We start from the raw sequence: 17,532 nt of genomic DNA on the forward strand, positions 1-17,532 counted from the left end.
CGGGACGAAGGAGGAGTTGTTGGTCGGGATATCGCGGGCGAGGGGTTTGTGGCAAGCCAGTAGCGAAATTGCAGATAGGCAGTAGGTGGGCGGCGCTCCCCCTTCTCCCCTTGTGGGAGAAGGTGGCCTCGCGAAGCGAGGTCGGATGAGGGGTGCTCCAGCTTGGCGGCGACGGCTCTCCGTCACCCACCCCTCAACCGTCTCGGCGCTGCGCGCCGATCCACCTTCTCCCACAAGGGGAGAAGGAAAAGCCGCGTTGGTCAGAGCGCCGAGAGGGTCTCCGGCGCCGATGGTGCGCTGAGCACGGGTGCTGTCTGGAACACCTTGGTCATCTCGCGCAGTGTCTGCGTCGTGCGGCTGGACAGCACAGGCGGGCGCTCGGCGGCGGCATCCGCGGCCGCCTCATCGGCATTTTTCTTCTCCGCCTCCTCGGCCTTGGCCGCGATTTCTTCGTCGACAAAGGGTTTGTCGAGGCCGGGGATCGGCTTCAGGTCGATGTTCTGGTGCGCGTAGAGCATAAGCCGCTGCCAAACCATCGCCGGCAGCGTACCGCCGGTCATGTTGCGGGTCGGGGTGAAGTCGTCATTGCCGAGCCAGACAGCGGCCGTGTAGTTGCCGGTGAAGCCGACGAACCAGGCGTCGCGGTAGGATTGCGTCGTTCCAGTCTTGCCGGCAACGACGATGTTGGGCAGCTGCGCGCGCCGCGCCGTACCGATCGCCGGCACCGCAGCCAGCATGGTGTTCATGTATTTCAACGCCTGTTCCGACAAAACCCGATGCGGCGCAGGCGCATCCTTGGCGAAGTCGTAGACGACATCGCCGGTGCGGGTGACGAGCTGGGTAATGCCGTGGCGGGAGCCGGCGAAGCCGTCCTGCGCGAACACGCTGTAGCCCGTCGCCTGGTCCATCACCGTCATGCCCGATGTGCCGAGCACCATGGTCTTGTGCGATTCCAGCGGCGATTCCACGCCGAATGATTCCGCCATCGCCTTGATCGGACCGATGCCGAGATAGTCCTTGGCCAGCCGCACCGGCACGGTGTTGATCGACTTGGCGATCGCCGTGATCAGCGTCACATTGCCGGCCGAGCCGCCATTGTAATTGTGCGGCGACCAGCCGCCCCAACTGATCGGCCCGCCCGAGACGACGGAGTCCGGGGTGAAGCCATGCTCCATCGCGGTGGCGTAAACGTAGGGTTTGAAGGATGAACCCGTCTGGCGCAGCGCTTTGGTGGCGCGGTTGAACTGGCTGGCGCCATAGTCGCGGCCGCCAACAATGGCGCGCACCGCGCCATTGGTCTCGATCACTACAACGGCGCCTTCGGTGACGTTGTATTCCTTGCCGAACTGGCGGAGGTGGAATTCGACGGATTCTTCCGCCGCCTTCTGGATGTTGGCGTCGAATGTGGTGTGCGCGACCAGCGAATGCTGGCCGGGCTTGGCGATCTTCTTGACCTCGTCGAAGGCCCAGTCGAGGAAATAATCCGGGCTCTTCTGCTCGCCGCGGTCGACGATCTCGGCTGGGTGCAGCCGTGCCTGCAACACCTGGCCTTCTGTCATGAAGCCGGAATCAACGAGGTTGGACAGCACCACATTGGCGCGGGCGCGGGCAGCCGGCAGGTTGATGTGCGGGGCGTATTTGGTCGGCGCCTTGAACAGGCCGGCCAGCATCGCCGCCTCGGCGAGGTTCAGATCCTTGACGCTCTTGCCAAAATAGAAATCCGCCGCCGCCTCGATGCCGAACGTGCCGCCGCCCATATAGGCGCGGTCGAGATAGAGCTGCAGGATCTCCTTCTTCGACAGATTGGCCTCCAGCCACAGCGAAAGGAAAGCTTCCTTGATCTTGCGCTGCAAGGTCCGCTCATTCGACAGGAACAGGTTCTTGGCCAGCTGCTGGGTGATGCTGGAGCCACCCTGGACGACGGAATTGGCCCGCACATTCTCGAAGATGGCGCGCGACAGGCCGAGCACGTCGATGCCGTAATGCTCGAAGAAACGCCGGTCCTCGGTCGCGAGCACCGCCTTGATGACATGGTCCGGCATCTCGTCGACCGGCACCGAATCGCGCTGGATGATGCCGCGCTGGCCGATCTCGTTGCCGTAGCGGTCGAGGAAGGTGACGGCGAAATCGCCCTGGCTGCGCCAGTCGCCCGTGGTGATCTGGAAGGCCGGCATGGCCAGCGCCAGGAGCACCACGAAGCCGCCGGCGCCCATGGTGAAACCTTCGCTCAGCACCTCGATTATGCCGCGCCGCCAGCCGGTGACGCGGAAGCGCCGCGAAAAAATGGTTGCCGATTCCCAGAACTGGCCGGCCTTGAAGCGGATTTCGTAGAGTGAGGAATCGATCCACGCATCCACCGCCAGCAATGCGGCGGCGATTGGACCTCTTCTTCTTGGACGTCGTTCTAAAGGACTGGCCATTCCCGAAACTCACCCCACCACGACCTGAAGACCGCAAGCGGGCAATTTCAGGGCGGGGGTACCCGGCGAAGACTATTCGTCCATTTCAGCCCGGCTCACAAGGGCAGCAAGGCCACACCGCACGGTTTGTTGACCGCCAACCGCTATTCTATCAGCGCGCAGCGATGAAGTGCATAAAATGCGCTACATCCGCATCGCTCGGCTCCTGGCCGGTGAAGGCGCGCAGATAGGCGGCGAGATGGCGCTGAAGGAGCGTGATGCCGGCGTCACACGACGGATCGTGACGCTGGAAGTCGACGCCGTCGATGCCGACGCCGGCGGTTTCGAGCCGGTCTGGCACAAGGGTCGGCGCGTCGGCTTCGTCACCTCCGGTGGCTATGGTTACACGATTGGCAAAAGCGTCGCGCTGGCGTTGGTCGACGACGATTTCGCCGGGGAGGGAACCGACCTTTCGGTGCACATTGTCGGCGTCGAGCGGCCTGCACGTGTGATCGCGGCTTCACCCTACGACCCTGACGGCAAGGCAATGAGGCAATGAGGAGTGGTGGCCATGGTCGATGATGTCATAAGGGAGACCAGGCGCGACCGCCGGCGCGGACACACCGGTGAGGCCGGCAGCGGGTCGAGCCGCCACCCGAATTATCGTTCGCTTAAAAACCCCTTCCTGCCGCAGCCGGTGTTTTCGGACGATCGCGTCGTCGCCATCCACGACACGGCGCTGCGCGTACTAGAAGAGCTCGGCATCAAGGTGCTGCTGCCCGAGGCGCGCGCGATTTACGCGAAAGCCGGTGCGCTGGTCGATGAGGACAGCCAGATGGTGCGCATCGGTCGAGACATCGTCGCGGCCGCACTGGCCTCGGCGCCAAAGTCGATCCCGGCGCTGGCCGGCGATCGCAGCCGAGACCTCACGCTCGAACTCGGCTCCATGACCTTCCTCGCCGGCGCTGGCGCACCTAACGTCACCGATCTCGAACGCGGCCGCCGGCCGGGCACGCTCGCCGCCTTCGAGGAATTGACCAAGCTCATCCAGCATTTCGACGTACTGCATATGCTTTGCCCCTGCATCGAGCCGCAGGATGTCGACAACCGTTTACGCCACTATGCCGTCAACCGCGCGCAGTTGACGCTGTCCGACAAGTTCCCCTTTGTCTTCGCTCGTGGAACGCCGCAGGTCGAGGATGGGTTTGAGATGATCCGGCTGGCGCGCGGGCTGTCAGAGGATGAATTCCGCGCTGGCGCCCATTGCTACACCATCATCAACACCAATTCACCGCGCCAGCTCGACATTCCGATGGCGCAAGGCATCATCGACTTCGCCCGCGCCGGGCAGGTCCTGGTCATCACGCCGTTCTGCCTCGCCGGGGCCATGGCGCCGATCACGGTCGCCGGCGCGCTGACGCTGCAGCATGCCGAGGCGCTCGCCGGTCTGGCACTGGCGCAGATCGTGCGCCCGGGCGCACCCGTGCTTTACGGTTCCTTCTCCTCCAATGTCGACATGAAGTCGGGCGCGCCGGCATTCGGCACGCCCGAACACGTCAAGGCGACACTTGGGGCCGGCCAACTGGCGCGCTTCATCGGCCTTCCCTGGCGTTCGGGTGCCGGCAGTGCCGCCAACATTTCCGATGCGCAGGCAGCTCATGAGTCGCAATTCGCCCTTTGGGGTTCGGTGCTTGCCGGCGCCACCGTCTGCATCCACGCCGCGGGCTGGCTAGAGGGTGGCCTGAGTGTCTCTTTCGAGAAACTGATCACCGACATCGAGGCAGTGCAGTCGATTGCCGAGCTTTGCGCGGCAACTCCTGGTGACGACGACGCGATCGGTTTCGAGGCCATCGCCGAAGTCCAGCCGGGCGGACATTTCTTCTCCGCCGGCCACACCATGGCGCGCTACCGCACCGCCTTCTACGAGCCGCTGGTTGCCGACTGGTCGAGTTTCGGCAACTGGACGCAGTCCGGTTCGAAGTCGGCCACCGAACGCGCCACCGGCATCTGGAAGCGGGTGCTTGCCGACTTCCAGCCACCGGCTTCGGCGGCTGCTACATCAGGTATTCTCGATGAATTCATAACGCGGCGCACCGAACAGGGCGGGGCAGCACCGGTTTCGTGAAGGGAGCGCAACCGCCAATGATGGTCTGTTGCGGCCGCCGGGATATTGACCGGGCGGTCCTGTTTTTCACGCTATATGCACGCGGCCTGGCTCACGGGCCGGCGCATCGCTCTCAGCGATCAGCGGAGCCCGCCGCTCACGCGCCGGGCCCCTCCTTTGTCGTCACCGATCACGCATGCGCGTGCGGGTGATGAACGTCCCAGACTGCCCAGGCCGATGCGAGAACCACCAGCACGCCAAGAACCACATGGGTTCCCATTGCGTTTGCGTTCGCCATAAAACCAAGCAGCCAGGGCGAGACGATCAGCCAGAGCCCGAGAGCAAGATTCACCCACTCTTCCCACTCGGCGAATACGGAAAGCGTCGCGAAAGCCAGCGCACCGAGCACAACGCCAACAATCCAGGCGTTGTAAGCGGCAGTGGTTTCAGCGGCGAAGCCGACTATCCAGGGTGAGACGAACAGGCAAACGGCAAGGATCAGATTAATCAGATCCTGGCCACGTTTTCCTTCCATGAGTTTATTGGCCATGACAACCTCCATAGAGAAGCTTGACCAAAGCACTACGTTTCGCGTGCACCGCACGCTTAGTTGTTGATATAATTACGCTTCAAATGACCTTCAAGGACCTGCCCCAGGGCGGCCGATGGCTGCGAATTCATAGCGCAATACACCGAACAGGGTCGAGGCAGCCCCGGCCTCAGCGCAGGATGCTGACCCGCCCGAATGCCATCGCCGTGGTGGAACTCACCGGTTGCGGCGCCGTTGCCCAGCCTGGGTGGCCGCATGATGGTCCAGTCGAGGCTGGATTGGACGATAAGCTTTCCTTCGCCTCCTGGAGGGCTTCGGCCCGGCTTGCGCCCGACGGTGAAGGCGACAGGCGCCCCGGCGTGGGTGTTGGCGCAGCCGGTCACCGGTATCCTCGGCACGTAGGGCGTGCCGGCCTCTTGAGGGAACGCGGCGCGCGCCTCACATGGGCCGCTTGTCGCCGGTCTTCGGTGGTTCGCGGCGTATCGTGCCGGCATCGGTCTGCCTCTGCTTGTCGGCGGCAAGCCGGCGAATGCGATCGAAGCGGCTTTCCTCGGCCGGCTTGGTCGCGGGCACAGCATTTGGCTTCGGGGCGAAATTGATCATCTATCGATCTCCCTGTCGTTGCTGACTGCTGACTGACGGAAATCCTTGGGCGCGCCGGGGAAATGCCCCGGCGGCCGCTGTTCTGTTTACGCCCGTCCGGCTTTCCCGGGCGGGCCTTTCAGGCGACGGGTCAGTAGCCGCCCATGCCGCCGCCAGCGCCCGCGGGTGCTGCATCCTTGGCCGGGACGTCGGTGATCATCGCTTCGGCGGTGATCAGAAGCGCTGCGATCGAGCCGGCATCCTGCAGTGCGGTGCGCACCACTTTCGCCGGATCGACGATGCCGGCCTTGATCATGTCGACATAGGTCTCGTTCTGGGCGTCAAAGCCCTGATTGTGATCCTTGCTGTCGGAGAGCTTGCCGACGACGATCGAGCCTTCGACACCGGAATTCTCGGCGATCTGGCGGATAGGTGCTTCGAGTGCCCTGAGCACGATCGAAATGCCCGCCGTCACATCGTCATTGGCGCCGGTCAGTCCGGCAAGCGCCGACCTGGCACGCAGAAGCGCCACGCCGCCGCCGGGCACGATGCCTTCCTCGACCGCCGCCCGCGTCGCATTCAGTGCGTCGTCGATGCGGTCCTTCTTTTCCTTCACTTCCGACTCGGTGACGCCGCCGACGCGGATGACGGCAACGCCGCCGGCGAGCTTGGCCAGCCGCTCCTGCAGCTTCTCCTTGTCATAGTCGGACGTCGTCTCCTCGATCTGGCCCTTGATCTGGGCGATCCGCGCCTGGATGGTCGCCTTGGTGCCGGCGCCGTCGATGATCGTGGTGGTGTCCTTCTCGATCAGAACGCGCTTGGCGCGGCCGAGCATCTCGATGGTGACATTTTCCAGCTTGATGCCGAGATCCTCGGAAATCATCTGCCCCGATGTCAGCACGGCGATGTCTTCCAGCATCGCCTTGCGGCGGTCGCCGAAGCCTGGCGCCTTGACGGCCGCGACCTTGAGGCCGCCGCGCAGCTTGTTGACGACCAACGTCGCCAGCGCTTCGCCCTCCACGTCTTCCGAAATGATCAGCAGCGGCCGGCCGCTCTGCACCACCGCTTCGAGGATCGGCAGCATCGCCTGCAGATTGCCGAGCTTCTTCTCGTGGATGAGCACATAGGGCTCTTCCAATTCGACGCGCATCTTGTCGGCATTGGTGACGAAGTAGGGTGAGAGATAGCCGCGGTCGAACTGCATGCCTTCGACGACGTCGAGTTCGGTGTCGGCGGTCTTGGCTTCCTCGACGGTGATGACGCCGTCATTGCCGACCTTGTCCATCGCCTTGGCGATCATGGCGCCGACGGTGGCGTCGCCATTGGCGGCGATGGTGCCGACTTGGGCGATCTCGGCCGACGACTTGACCTTCTTGGCCTTCGCCTTGATGTCCTTGACCACGGCGGCGACAGCCTGGTCGATGCCGCGCTTGAGATCCATCGGGTTCATGCCGGCGGCAACGAGCTTGGCGCCTTCGCGCAGAATCGAGGCGGCCAGCACCGTGGCGGTGGTGGTGCCGTCACCGGCGAGGTCGTTGGTCTTCGAAGCAACTTCGCGCACCATCTGCGCGCCCATGTTCTCGAACTTGTCGGCAAGCTCGATTTCCTTGGCGACGGTGACGCCGTCCTTGGTGATGCGAGGCGCGCCATAGGCCTTGTCGATGATGACGTTGCGGCCCTTGGGGCCGAGCGTGACCTTCACCGCGTTGTTGAGGGTCTCGACGCCGCGCAGCATGCGGTCGCGCGCGTCGGTGGAGAATTTGATTTCCTTGGCAGACATTTTTTTCATCCAGTTCGCATTTGGAGTGGACCGTCACCGCGCAGATGCGCGGCGCTTCGTCAGGCGGCCTTCTTGGCTTCGACTGCCTTTTCGATAACGCCCATGATGTCGGCTTCCTTCATGATCAGAAGGTCCTCGCCGTCGATCTTGACCTCGGTGCCCGACCATTTGCCGAACAGGATCAAGTCGCCTGCCTTGACGTCGAGCGGAACAAGCGCGCCGTTTTCGTCGCGTGCGCCGGGGCCGACGGCGATGACTTCGCCTTCCTGCGGCTTTTCCTTGGCATTGTCGGGAATGATGATGCCGCCCTTGGATTTGGTATCGCCTTCGGCGCGCCGGATGACGACGCGGTCGTGGAGTGGCCGAAACTTCATGAGAACTTCTTTCTGGGGCCTGCACAGGCGGCCACACCGCTCTTATAGGCGCGTTGGCACTCGATAGATAGGAGTGCCAAAAATTATTCGCGGGCAGCTCAAAATATTAAAAAGTATTATGTGGCCTGTGGATTTCCAGATATCGCGATCCGTCTAAATAATTCAAAAAATTGAATTTCTGCGCCAAAGCGACTATTTATATGGAAAGTTTCATTTCAACGGTTTCAGGCACAAGGGAGATTTAAGCGATGGCCGACGGCAATCAGAGCATCATGGAAAAAGCTGAGGCCCGCTTCATGGACAAGCAGAAGAAGACGGCCGAGCGCAACAAGGCAACCTCCGATTACGTATCCGAGGCCAGAGCCAGGGAGATCAAGACCGCAAGGCTCAGGGGATTGCGCCTGGCCAAGGAAGAAGCCGACCGCGTTGAGGAAGCCCTGAACCCGACACCGAAGAAGAAGCGGGCGACAGTCAAGAAGGCTGCCGCCGCACCCAAGGGAGCCAAGTCATGAGCCTGACATTCCCCAATCCAAGCCGCAGCTATGACGAGGCCGGCAAGCGCATCCGCTTTGTCGGCCATGACGGCATGTTCCAGATTTCCTTCTCTGTCGCCGCCGATGCAATCTCGAAGGCGCCGTCGGGGACGGCGACCTCGGAAGCCACCTATCTGGCAGCCTTCGATACGGCGTCCAGATCCATCCATGACATCGCCAGCAAGGCCTATGCGCGCACCCGCAAGAGCATATATGTGCTCACCGCCGCGGATTTCAGTTAGCTCCCGGCTGCGATCGACCTGGATCAGGATTTGCGGTCCGCTTTTGCCCGCCGCTTGACGTCCCGGCTGTTCAGGCGGTCGGCCATCGCTTCCGCATCGCGTATAGTCATGTCCACCATGACCTGATGCTTGAGCTCGACAGGCTGGCCGGTGAAGATGTCGAAGATGGTCCAGCTTTCGGGCTCGTCCATGCGCAAGGCGTAGCGGTTTGCCATCGCGGCGTCAGGCCCGTGACATGAAAAATGCCGCCGCCAGGATCAGGATCGTCCAGACCAGCACCGACAGCTTCAAGACGAGGCCGCCATGCACGGAAAGAACCTCCCGCATGCGCAAAGCCATGGCATTCATGCCCTTCGACGGGGTGGGTGCTGCCGCAATCGCGACCGCGGGCTTGACGCCAAGCTTTCCAAAAGCCGGCAGCAGCGATGGCGTTCGCATGAAATGACCTCGAATTGTCTGAGAAAACAGCCCTCCTCATAACACCCTTCTTGAAACTCCCTGCATGCCAAATAGAAACCGGTCCGTGAAACGGCCATGCCGCCCGATTCGCAACTTGCGTCGGGCCGGTCGTCATCTGGCGAAACCGGTGCAACGCAGTTAGGTTGCGCGCGAAACTGCTGGCGGCATGAGGTTTGTTCCAGAGCATGATGTTGAAAAGTGTGAAGCGGTTTTCTGAAGACATCATGCTCTTAGGAGAGACAGGCGAACGGAGACGAGGATGACGGCGCCCGGCGATTTGCTGCAAGCCCTGTTCATGAGATTGAAGAGCGACGCCTCGCTGACGGCGCTGCTCGGCGGCGCCGGGTTGCGCGAGCAGGCGGCAGACAGTGCCGCTTTCCCCTATGTCACGTATGGCAGGACCAGCGCGTTCGATCTCGACACCGGCGCCGACAATGATGACGACCAGCTGATCACGCTGCATGTCTGGTCGAAGGCGCAAGGCGAGGCCGAGACGCGTCTGATCATGGACAGCATCCGGGCGCGCCTCGACGGCGCTGCATTCGCCACCGGCTCGCGCGACCAGACACGCCTGTCGCTGGAATTCGCCGAGGCGCGCTACGACGAGGACTTGGCGCTCCATCACGGGGTGCTGCGGATACGCGCCATCACGCAAAGCGCCACCTAAATCTGCGCCTGGATCTCGGCCTTGTCGATGACCGACCACACTTCGCGAATGCGACCCTCTGCGAATTCGTAGAAAACATTCTCGGCGAACGACACGCGCTTGCCGTTCACCGGCAGGCCGAACAGCATTCCCTTGGGATGACAGTCGAAATGCAGGCGCGCCGCCACGCGCGGTGGCTGGCAGACCAGCAGTTCGATGTTGAAACTGAGATCGGGAATGGCCGCGAAATCGCCTTCGAGCATGCGGCGATAGCCTGACAGGCCGAGCATTTCGGCATTGTGCTGAACTTCATTGCCGACAAACCTTCCGAGATTGGCCCAGTCCTGGGCATTCAGGCAGGCGATGTAGCCCCGGTAAAGGTCGGCAAGGTCATTATCCGTCATGGCGCACTCCGATGGTTTGGCGTTCCCTACGCTAATTAGGGCGCCTCTGAGAATGGTCGCGCCTTGACCTGTTCCCGATCCACCTACGACTTGAGAACCAGCTGGCAAAAAACATAGCCGCGCTGCCGGTTTTCCGGCTATGAATCGCACGCCCGGTCTGAGGGGATCTGGGCGGCATGATTGCATTCATTCGTTTCGCGCGCAGGGGGTGTTGCGGGGATGGATTTTCAACCGCTCACCGTTCATTTCACGTTCAGCACAGTTGCGTTACAACGCCGACCATGAAAACGCTTCGCTCCCATTTCAGAACCGCGGCACTGGCGCTTGGTATCGCCGGCGTGTTGGCTTCGCAGGCGACGCCGGCCGCCGCCGCCGACTGCTACGCGATCGGCCAGCAGGTTGCAGAGCAGAATGGCGGAACGCTGGCCAAGGCCTCGCAGTCGACGCGTGGCGGCCAGGAGGTCTGCGTTATCGTCGTGCTCGTTCCTGGCAAGGACGGTCAGCGTCCGCGCCGCTCCGAGATCGTCGTCCCGGCGAACTGACCCCCACCGTTTCCCAGGCCGCCGGAATCGGCCTATATCTGAGACCTCAACAGGCCTGACCGATCATGCGCGTACTCGTTGTCGAAGATGACAAGGATCTGAACCGGCAGATAGCCGATGCTTTGGTCGATGCCGGCTATGTCGTCGACCGCGCCTATGACGGCGAGGAGGGCCATTTCCTCGGCGACACCGAGCCTTACGACGCCGTCGTGCTCGACATCGGCCTGCCGCAGATGGACGGCATCAGCGTCGTCGAGCGCTGGCGACGCAACGGCCGCAAGATGCCGGTGCTGATCCTCACCGCACGCGACCGCTGGAGCGACAAGGTGTCCGGCATCGATGCCGGCGCCGACGACTACGTCACCAAGCCGTTTCACATCGAGGAAGTTCTGGCGCGGGTGAGGGCGCTGATCCGGCGAGCCGCCGGCCATGCCTCGTCCGAGCTTACCTGCGGGCCGCTGCGCCTCGACACCAAGGCCTCCAAGGCCGATGTCGACGGTCAGCCGCTGAAGTTGACCTCGCATGAATTCCGTCTGCTTGCCTATCTGATGCACCATATGGGCGAGGTGGTGTCGCGCACCGAACTGGTCGAGCATCTCTACGACCAGGATTTCGACCGCGATTCCAACACCATCGAGGTCTTCGTCGGCCGGCTGCGCAAGAAGATGGGCATCGATATGATCGAAACCGTGCGCGGCATGGGCTATCGCATGCGTGAGCCGGAGGCGTAAGGCGGAACCGCTCCCCATACCAGCAAGGAAGCCTTTCTCAGCACGGCTCTGGCCGCGCTCGCTGGCCTTCCGCGTCATCGGCTTTTCCACCATCTGGGCGATCCTCACTTTGATCGTCATCTTCACCCTGATCACCACGCTCTACCGCCAGGCCAGCGAGCGTGGCTTCGACAGCCTTTTGTCGGCGCATCTGTTCAACCTGATCGGCTCCGTCGGCGTTTCTGAGTCCGGACAGCTCACCGGCGCTCCCGACCTCGGCGACCTGCGCTTCTCGGAGCCGAATTCGGGCTGGTACTGGTCGGTGGAACCGGCTTCCGAAGGCGTGCATGGCAACCTTCATTCGTCCTCGATGACCACGACGATCCCGTCTCCGACCGTCGCCGAGGTGCCTTTCAATTCCAGTTTCCAGCGCAGCTATTCCACCGACGGCATCGGCGACGAGGAATTGCAGGTGTTCGAAAGCGAATTCGTCCTCGACGCCAAGAACCGCGCCGCGCGCTTTCGCGTCATGGGCAACAAGACCGAACTCGAGCAGGAGATCGCCACCTTCCAAGGCCGCCTGCTGACCTATCTCAGCCTGTTCGGCGTCGGCATGATCGCCATCAACGCGATCGCCATCCTGCTCGGCCTGCAGCCCTTGCGCCGGGTTCGCAACGCGCTTGCTTTAGTGCGCGAGGGCACGGCGCAGCGGCTCGACGGCAAGTTCCCCGCCGAGATCGAGCCGCTCGCCAACGAGACCAATGCGCTGATCGAAAACAACAAGCGCATCGTCGAGCGCTCACGCACGCAGGTCGGCAATCTCGCCCATTCGCTGAAGACGCCGCTCGCCGTGCTGATCAATGAGGGGCGGGCGCTTGGCGGCGCCAAGGGCCAGCTCATCGCCGACCAGGCCGCCTCGATGCAGAAGCAGGTCGATCATTATCTGCAGCGCGCCCGGGTCGCGGCGCAGCGCGACAGCGTTGTCTACCGTACGCCGGTGACGCCGCTGGTCCAGCGCATGGTGCGCGTGCTGCAAAAACTCAAGCCGGATGTCAGTCTGTCGCTTGCGCTGCCGGCGGCCGACATTGTCTTTGCCGGCGAGCGTGAAGATCTTGAGGAACTGCTTGGCAATCTGCTCGACAATGCGATGAAATGGGCAAGGAGCGCGGTTGCCGTATCCATCACGCCGGCCGGCGCCGCCGGCTTGTTCGAGATCGCAATTGAGGATGACGGTCCAGGCATTCCCGAGGACAAGGCGCGCGATGCGCTGAAACGTGGCCGGCGCCTCGACGAGACCAAGCCGGGCACCGGGCTCGGACTTGCCATTGTCGCCGACCTTGTGAACGAATACGGCGGCGCGCTTGCACTGGACCGCTCCGCCATGGGCGGGTTGAAGGCGATAGTGCGCCTGCGCAGCCTTCCATGATGCTCTTCCCGGGAGCCAATCGACATGGCCGAATGCCTGTGTTATGGCGGCCCATCGATTGCACAAAAGCCGTTAAAAACGGCCAAATTTCCGACAAATATCAATAGTATGGCCTCCAGATATCCCCGATGACGCGGCCCCCCAGCGCATCCCGTTCAAGAAAACTGGTTGTAGGCATGAAGATTCGCGTTGCGCTCGTTTCCGCACTGCTCGCTCTCTCCGGCTGCGGAACCCTGAGCAAGGGCGGCGGCCCGGATATCTCCATCACCAACCCCCCCGCGTCGCCTCCTTCAGGGGCTAAAGTCGCGGCGACGATCATTTCGGCCATGGCTGGCGGGCTCGTCGGCGGATCGATCGGCAGTGGCCTGAGCGAGACCGAGAAGCGCAAGGCGCTCGAGGCGGAATACAAGGCGCTCGAATACACGGCGAGCGGCCAGAAGGTGACGTGGAAGAGCGACAGTTCGGCCCATTCCGGGGAAGTCGTCGCGGCCCAACCCTATCGCGTCGGCTCACAGGACTGCCGCCAGTACACCCATACGGTGTTTACCGGCACGGCCGGCCAGACCGCGCGTGGCACCGCCTGCCGCAACGCTGACGGCAGCTGGACGCCGCTGACCTGACCGTTCGGCTGACGGGATCGGCCTCCCGTCAAAGCGTCGCAGCACCCTCATGTTGTGAGAGCAGGGCTCTCGCTCTATTGGAAGAACCATGCTGTTCTGGGTCATAGCCGCAATCCTCACGCTGGGTGCAAGCTTGGCGGTGCTGCTGCCGCTGACCGGCGGCGGCAAGGGCGCTTCGACCAGCAACGACCACGATCTTGAAGTCTATCGCGACCAATTGGCCGAGCTCGAGCGTGATGCTGCGCGCGGGTTGATCCAGCCGGCGGAAGCCGAGGAGGCGCGTGCCGAAATCGCCCGCCGCATCCTTCGCCTGGGGGATGTCGGTCAAGCCGATGCGCCGACGTCGCGGCAGCCGTCGAGGGCGACAAGGCTGGTGGCGACATCAGCAGTGCTGTTGGTTCCACTGCTCAGCTGGGGCCTGTACAGCCAGCTCGGCTCGCCCGATTTGCCGTCACAGCCGCTTGCCGAGCGGCTGGCCAAGAACCCGGCCGACAGTTCAGTGGACGAGTTGGTGGCGCGCGCCGAGGCCCATCTTGCCGCCAACCCTGGGGATGGACGCGGCTGGGACGTGCTGGCCCCGATCTATCTGCGCCTGCAGCGCTTTTCCGATGCGGTGACCGCCTATCGCAACGCCATCCGCCTCGATGGCGACACGGCTGCCCGCGAGGCCGGGCTCGGCGAAGCGATCGCCAATGCGGCCGGCGGCATCGTTTCGGCCGATGCGCAATCGGCTTTCGAGCAGGCGTTGAAGCTCGATCCGGCAAACCCGAAAGCGTCCTTCTACCTGGCGATGGCGCTGGCGCAGGAAGGCCGCATACCGGAAGCCACAGCGGCCTGGCAGAAAATGCTCGGACTCCTGCCGCCGGATTCGCCCTGGCGGGGCGCTGTCCAACAGGCGTTGGCCGAGGCCGCCAACCGCAGCGTCGCGTCAGGAGAGCCAGCAAAAGGCCCCGATGCAGCAGCGGTCGATGCTGCCACGTCGATGGCGCCGCAGGACAGGCAGGCCATGATCGACACGATGGTCGCCGGTCTCGACGAAAAACTGCGACAAAATCCGCGCGACACGGAAGGATGGATGCGGCTCATTCGTTCCTATGTGGTGCTGGGCAAGGCCGATCAGGCGCGCGACGCGCTGCATCGCGGTATTGCCGTGTTTGGCGCCGACAGTGAGGAAGCGAAGAAATTCACCGCCTTTGCCGCCTCGCTCGGCCTGACGGCGAGGGAGTAGGGCATGACGCGTAAGCAGAAGCGATTGTCCGTGATCATCGGAGGCCTCGCCTTCCTCGGCGCCGCCACCGGACTGACCTTCTATGCGCTCGGCCAGAAGGCCTCCTATTTCTACATGCCTGCCGACCTGACCACCGCAAGCCTGGAGCCGGGACAGCGCATCAGGCTGGGCGGCCTCGTCGAAAAGGGCACGGTCGTGCGCGGGCAGGGCGCGACGGTTGCGTTCTCGGTGACCGACACGCACAAATCGGTCAAGGTCACCTATACTGGCATCCTGCCCGACCTGTTCCGCGAGGAGCAGGGCGTCATCACCGAGGGCAGCTTCGGAACGGATGGCGTCTTTGTCGCCGACAGCGTGCTGGCCAAGCATGACGAACGCTACATGCCCAAGGAAGTGGCCGACGGGCTGAAGGCCAAGGGCGTGTGGCAGGAGAGCAAGGGCGAGTAATGGTTGAAACCGGACATTTCGCGCTCATCCTCGCCTTCGCGCTGTCGCTGGTGCAGATGCTGGTGCCGCTCATCGGCGCCCGCACCGGCAATCAGCGGCTGATGGCTGTAGGCGGCCCGGTCACAGTCACCGGCTTCGCGCTGACCGCGCTCTCGTTCGCGGCCCTCGCCGGCGCCTATGCAAGCTCCGATTTCTCGGTGGCCAGCATTTGGGAAAACTCGCATTCGCTGCAACCGCTGATCTACAAGATCACCGGAACCTGGGGCAATCACGAAGGCTCGATGCTCTTGTGGGTGCTCATCCTGACCTTCTTCGGCGCGCTGGTCGCCGTCTTCGGCTCCAATTTGCCGGCAACGCTGCGCGCCACTGTGCTGGCCGTGCAAGGGGCGATCGGCGCTACCTTCTTCCTGTTCATCCTGGTGACGTCCAACCCGTTCATCAGGCTCAATCCGGCGCCGATCGAAGGCCGCGATCTCAACCCGGTCCTGCAGGACCTCGGCCTCGCCATCCATCCACCGCTGCTCTATCTCGGCTATGTCGGCTTCTCCATCTGCTTTTCCTTCTCGGTCGCGGCCCTTATCGAAGGCCGCATCGATGCCTCCTGGGCGCGCTGGGTGCGACCATGGACGCTGGTCGCCTGGATGTTCCTCACCGGCGGCATCGCCATGGGCTCATACTGGGCCTATTACGAGCTTGGCTGGGGCGGCTTCTGGTTCTGGGACCCGGTCGAAAACGCCTCCTTCATGCCGTGGCTGGCAGGCACCGCGCTCTTGCATTCGGCGATCGTCATGGAGAAGCGCTCGGCGCTCAAGATCTGGACGCTGCTGCTCGCCATCCTCACCTTCTCGCTGTCGTTGCTCGGCACCTTCCTGGTGCGCTCCGGCGTGCTGACCTCGGTGCATGCCTTCGCCACCGATCCGACGCGCGGCATCTTCATTCTGTGCATATTGACGTTGTTCATCGGCGGCTCGCTGGCTTTGTTTGCGCTGCGCGCCTCCAGGCTTACGGCTGGCGGCCTGTTCCACCCGATCTCGCGCGAAGGCGCGCTGGTGCTCAACAATCTGTTCCTGACCACGGCCACCGCCACCGTGCTGGTCGGCACGCTCTATCCGCTGGCGGTCGAGGCGCTCTCGGCCGGCAAGATCTCGGTCGGTGCGCCGTTCTTCAACCTGACATTCGGCCCGCTGATGGTGCCGCTGCTGGTCCTGGTCCCCTTTGGGCCGCTGCTCGCCTGGAAGCGCGGCGACCTCTATGCGGTCGCTCAGCGCCTGATGGTCGCCTTCGCCGCCGCCTTGTTGGCGATGCTAGTCACCGGCCTGTTCATCGACGGCGCATCAGTGTTCGCCGCTCTTGGCGTCGGCCTTGCCTTCTGGCTGGTCTGCGGCGCGCTCACCGACCTTGCCGTCAAATCCGGCTTCGGCAATGTGTCGTCGGCCATCATGCTGCGCCGTTTCGCCGGCCTGCCGCGTTCGGTGTTCGGCACCGCCCTGGCCCATCTCGGCCTCGGGCTGACGACGCTTGGCATTGTCGGCACGCTGTGCTTCGGCACCGAGAAAATCCTGTCGATGCATGCCGGCGAGAGCGTCGAACTCTCCGGCCACACGCTGCGCTTCGAAGGGCTCTATCCCGCGCAGGGCCCGAACTACAGCGAGGACCGCGGCCGCTTTTCCTTGATCGGCGCCGATGGCGGCATTGCGGCTGAAATCACCTCGGCCAAGCGCTTCTTTCCGGTGCGGCAGACGACGACGACCGAATCCGGCATCGAGACGATCGGGTTCAGCCAGCTCTATCTGTCGCTGGGCGACGAGGGCACCGACGGTTCGGTCGTCGTGCGCCTTTGGTGGAAGCCGCTGGTGACGCTGATCTGGGGCGGTGCTCTCGTGATGATGGCGGGCGCGGCAATGTCGCTGTTCGACCGCCGCCTGCGTGTCGGCGCGCCCTCGCGCCGCCGCAAGCCGACAGCTGCCATGCCATCGGCAGGCCTGCCGTGAGCACCAGGTTCTCGCTGGCCTCGCTCGTCCTGCTCCTGACGCTGTTGTTCGCCGGCGCAGCGCAAGCAGTGAAACCCGACGAGGTTCTCGCCGATCCCGCGCTCGAGGCGAGGGCGCGGCTTCTATCGGACGGCCTGCGCTGCATGGTCTGCCAGAACCAGTCGATCGACGAATCCGATGCCGACCTTGCCCGGGACCTGCGCATCCTGGTGCGCCAGCGCCTGGTTGCCGGCGATACCGACCAGCAGGTGATGGACTATATCGTGTCGCGCTACGGTGAGTTCGTACTGTTGAAGCCGCGCTTCAGCCCCCGAAACGCCTTGCTGTGGGGCACGCCCGTGCTTCTGCTTCTGGTCGGCGGCATTTTCATCGTGCTGACCGCACGCTCCCGCCGCTCGCTGGCAACCAAGGCGCTGAGCGCTGAGGAACAGGCGGCGCTGGACACCATCCTGCGGCGCGACTGAACAGCGCCAACATTACAAAACTTTCATGCTT

Annotated in this window: 20 protein-coding genes and 1 pseudogene; 13 read left to right on the forward strand and 8 right to left on the reverse strand. The window is 63.4% G+C overall.

The features are described 5' to 3' along the window. Positions 1 to 260 precede the first annotated feature (260 nt). Positions 261 to 2,420, reverse strand: a complete 2,160-nt coding sequence (locus AC1D1L_RS15650) for a transglycosylase domain-containing protein (protein ID WP_477342479.1) — start codon at positions 2,418 to 2,420, stop codon at positions 261 to 263. Between the two features lie 214 nt (positions 2,421 to 2,634). On the opposite strand from AC1D1L_RS15650, the pseudogene AC1D1L_RS15655 reads away from it, so the two are divergent. Next, a pseudogene (locus AC1D1L_RS15655) lies at positions 2,635 to 2,958 on the forward strand (glycine cleavage T C-terminal barrel domain-containing protein); the annotation flags it as partial. Between the two features lie 12 nt (positions 2,959 to 2,970). Further along, positions 2,971 to 4,524: a trimethylamine methyltransferase family protein gene (locus tag AC1D1L_RS15660; protein WP_477342480.1), complete on the forward strand. Its 1,554-nt coding sequence runs from the start codon at positions 2,971 to 2,973 to the stop codon at positions 4,522 to 4,524. Positions 4,525 to 4,693: 169 nt separating this feature from the next. On the opposite strand, the gene AC1D1L_RS15665 is transcribed toward AC1D1L_RS15660, so the two are convergent. From AC1D1L_RS15665 to AC1D1L_RS15680, 4 genes are all read right to left on the reverse strand, one after another. After that, the gene (locus AC1D1L_RS15665) at positions 4,694 to 5,053 is read right to left on the reverse strand and encodes an SPW repeat protein (protein ID WP_477342481.1); all 360 of its coding nucleotides are present in this window, start codon (positions 5,051 to 5,053) and stop codon (positions 4,694 to 4,696) included. A gap of 438 nt (positions 5,054 to 5,491) precedes the next feature. Beyond that, on the reverse strand, positions 5,492 to 5,656 hold the full coding sequence (locus tag AC1D1L_RS15670; protein WP_477342482.1) for a hypothetical protein: 165 nt from the start codon (positions 5,654 to 5,656) through the stop codon (positions 5,492 to 5,494). Positions 5,657 to 5,786: 130 nt separating this feature from the next. After that, the gene (groL, locus tag AC1D1L_RS15675) at positions 5,787 to 7,415 is read right to left on the reverse strand and encodes a chaperonin GroEL (protein WP_477342483.1); all 1,629 of its coding nucleotides are present in this window, start codon (positions 7,413 to 7,415) and stop codon (positions 5,787 to 5,789) included. 59 nt (positions 7,416 to 7,474) lie between these two features. Next, on the reverse strand, positions 7,475 to 7,789 hold the full coding sequence (locus AC1D1L_RS15680; RefSeq protein WP_112564160.1) for a co-chaperone GroES: 315 nt from the start codon (positions 7,787 to 7,789) through the stop codon (positions 7,475 to 7,477). Positions 7,790 to 8,037: 248 nt separating this feature from the next. Here AC1D1L_RS15680 and AC1D1L_RS15685 point away from each other — a divergent pair, with 248 nt between their 5' ends. Together AC1D1L_RS15685 and AC1D1L_RS15690 are read left to right on the forward strand one after the other, a co-directional pair. Next, entirely contained in the window at positions 8,038 to 8,301 is a 264-nt protein-coding gene (locus tag AC1D1L_RS15685) for a hypothetical protein (protein WP_112564162.1), read from the forward strand. Continuing rightward, positions 8,298 to 8,564 carry a DUF1488 family protein gene (locus tag AC1D1L_RS15690; protein WP_112564165.1) on the forward strand — a complete coding sequence of 89 codons (267 nt, stop codon included), beginning with the start codon at positions 8,298 to 8,300 and terminating at the stop codon, positions 8,562 to 8,564. Before AC1D1L_RS15685 ends, AC1D1L_RS15690 begins: the two co-directional genes overlap by 4 nt. A gap of 23 nt (positions 8,565 to 8,587) precedes the next feature. Here the strand turns inward: AC1D1L_RS15690 and AC1D1L_RS15695 are convergent, their stop codons facing one another. Beyond that, a complete protein-coding gene (locus tag AC1D1L_RS15695) occupies positions 8,588 to 8,779 on the reverse strand; it encodes a hypothetical protein (protein ID WP_477342484.1) in 192 nt (63 codons plus the stop codon). Positions 8,780 to 8,786: 7 nt separating this feature from the next. Further along, positions 8,787 to 9,002, reverse strand: coding sequence for a hypothetical protein (locus tag AC1D1L_RS15700; protein WP_477342485.1), 216 nt, complete (start codon positions 9,000 to 9,002; stop codon positions 8,787 to 8,789). A gap of 280 nt (positions 9,003 to 9,282) precedes the next feature. On the opposite strand from AC1D1L_RS15700, the gene AC1D1L_RS15705 reads away from it, so the two are divergent. Then, positions 9,283 to 9,690, forward strand: coding sequence for a DUF3168 domain-containing protein (locus tag AC1D1L_RS15705; protein WP_477302443.1), 408 nt, complete (start codon positions 9,283 to 9,285; stop codon positions 9,688 to 9,690). Here the strand turns inward: AC1D1L_RS15705 and AC1D1L_RS15710 are convergent. Then, the gene (locus AC1D1L_RS15710; RefSeq protein ID WP_477342486.1) at positions 9,687 to 10,073 is read right to left on the reverse strand and encodes an ester cyclase; all 387 of its coding nucleotides are present in this window, start codon (positions 10,071 to 10,073) and stop codon (positions 9,687 to 9,689) included. The two genes, AC1D1L_RS15705 and AC1D1L_RS15710, sit on opposite strands and share 4 nt — an antisense overlap. A gap of 281 nt (positions 10,074 to 10,354) precedes the next feature. Between AC1D1L_RS15710 and AC1D1L_RS15715 the strand changes: the two genes are divergently transcribed. From AC1D1L_RS15715 to AC1D1L_RS15750, 8 genes are all read left to right on the forward strand, one after another. After that, positions 10,355 to 10,615 carry a hypothetical protein gene (locus AC1D1L_RS15715; protein WP_477342487.1) on the forward strand — a complete coding sequence of 87 codons (261 nt, stop codon included), beginning with the start codon at positions 10,355 to 10,357 and terminating at the stop codon, positions 10,613 to 10,615. 65 nt (positions 10,616 to 10,680) lie between these two features. Continuing rightward, entirely contained in the window at positions 10,681 to 11,346 is a 666-nt protein-coding gene (locus AC1D1L_RS15720) for a response regulator transcription factor (protein WP_352584881.1), read from the forward strand. After that, entirely contained in the window at positions 11,330 to 12,751 is a 1,422-nt protein-coding gene (locus AC1D1L_RS15725) for an ATP-binding protein (RefSeq protein WP_477342488.1), read from the forward strand. Before AC1D1L_RS15720 ends, AC1D1L_RS15725 begins: the two co-directional genes overlap by 17 nt. A gap of 176 nt (positions 12,752 to 12,927) precedes the next feature. After that, positions 12,928 to 13,371, forward strand: coding sequence for a hypothetical protein (locus AC1D1L_RS15730; protein ID WP_477342489.1), 444 nt, complete (start codon positions 12,928 to 12,930; stop codon positions 13,369 to 13,371). 88 nt (positions 13,372 to 13,459) lie between these two features. After that, positions 13,460 to 14,599: a c-type cytochrome biogenesis protein CcmI gene (gene ccmI / locus AC1D1L_RS15735; protein ID WP_477342490.1), complete on the forward strand. Its 1,140-nt coding sequence runs from the start codon at positions 13,460 to 13,462 to the stop codon at positions 14,597 to 14,599. Positions 14,600 to 14,602: 3 nt separating this feature from the next. Next, positions 14,603 to 15,046, forward strand: coding sequence for a cytochrome c maturation protein CcmE (gene ccmE / locus AC1D1L_RS15740; RefSeq protein ID WP_477342491.1), 444 nt, complete (start codon positions 14,603 to 14,605; stop codon positions 15,044 to 15,046). Next, positions 15,046 to 17,037, forward strand: a complete 1,992-nt coding sequence (locus tag AC1D1L_RS15745) for a heme lyase CcmF/NrfE family subunit (RefSeq protein WP_477342492.1) — start codon at positions 15,046 to 15,048, stop codon at positions 17,035 to 17,037. The genes ccmE and AC1D1L_RS15745 overlap by 1 nt, the downstream gene beginning before the upstream one ends. After that, positions 17,034 to 17,501, forward strand: a complete 468-nt coding sequence (locus AC1D1L_RS15750; RefSeq protein WP_477342493.1) for a cytochrome c-type biogenesis protein — start codon at positions 17,034 to 17,036, stop codon at positions 17,499 to 17,501. The genes AC1D1L_RS15745 and AC1D1L_RS15750 overlap by 4 nt, the downstream gene beginning before the upstream one ends. Positions 17,502 to 17,532: the final 31 nt, after the last annotated feature.

This window comes from Mesorhizobium sp. P2_D6 (assembly GCF_056404315.1).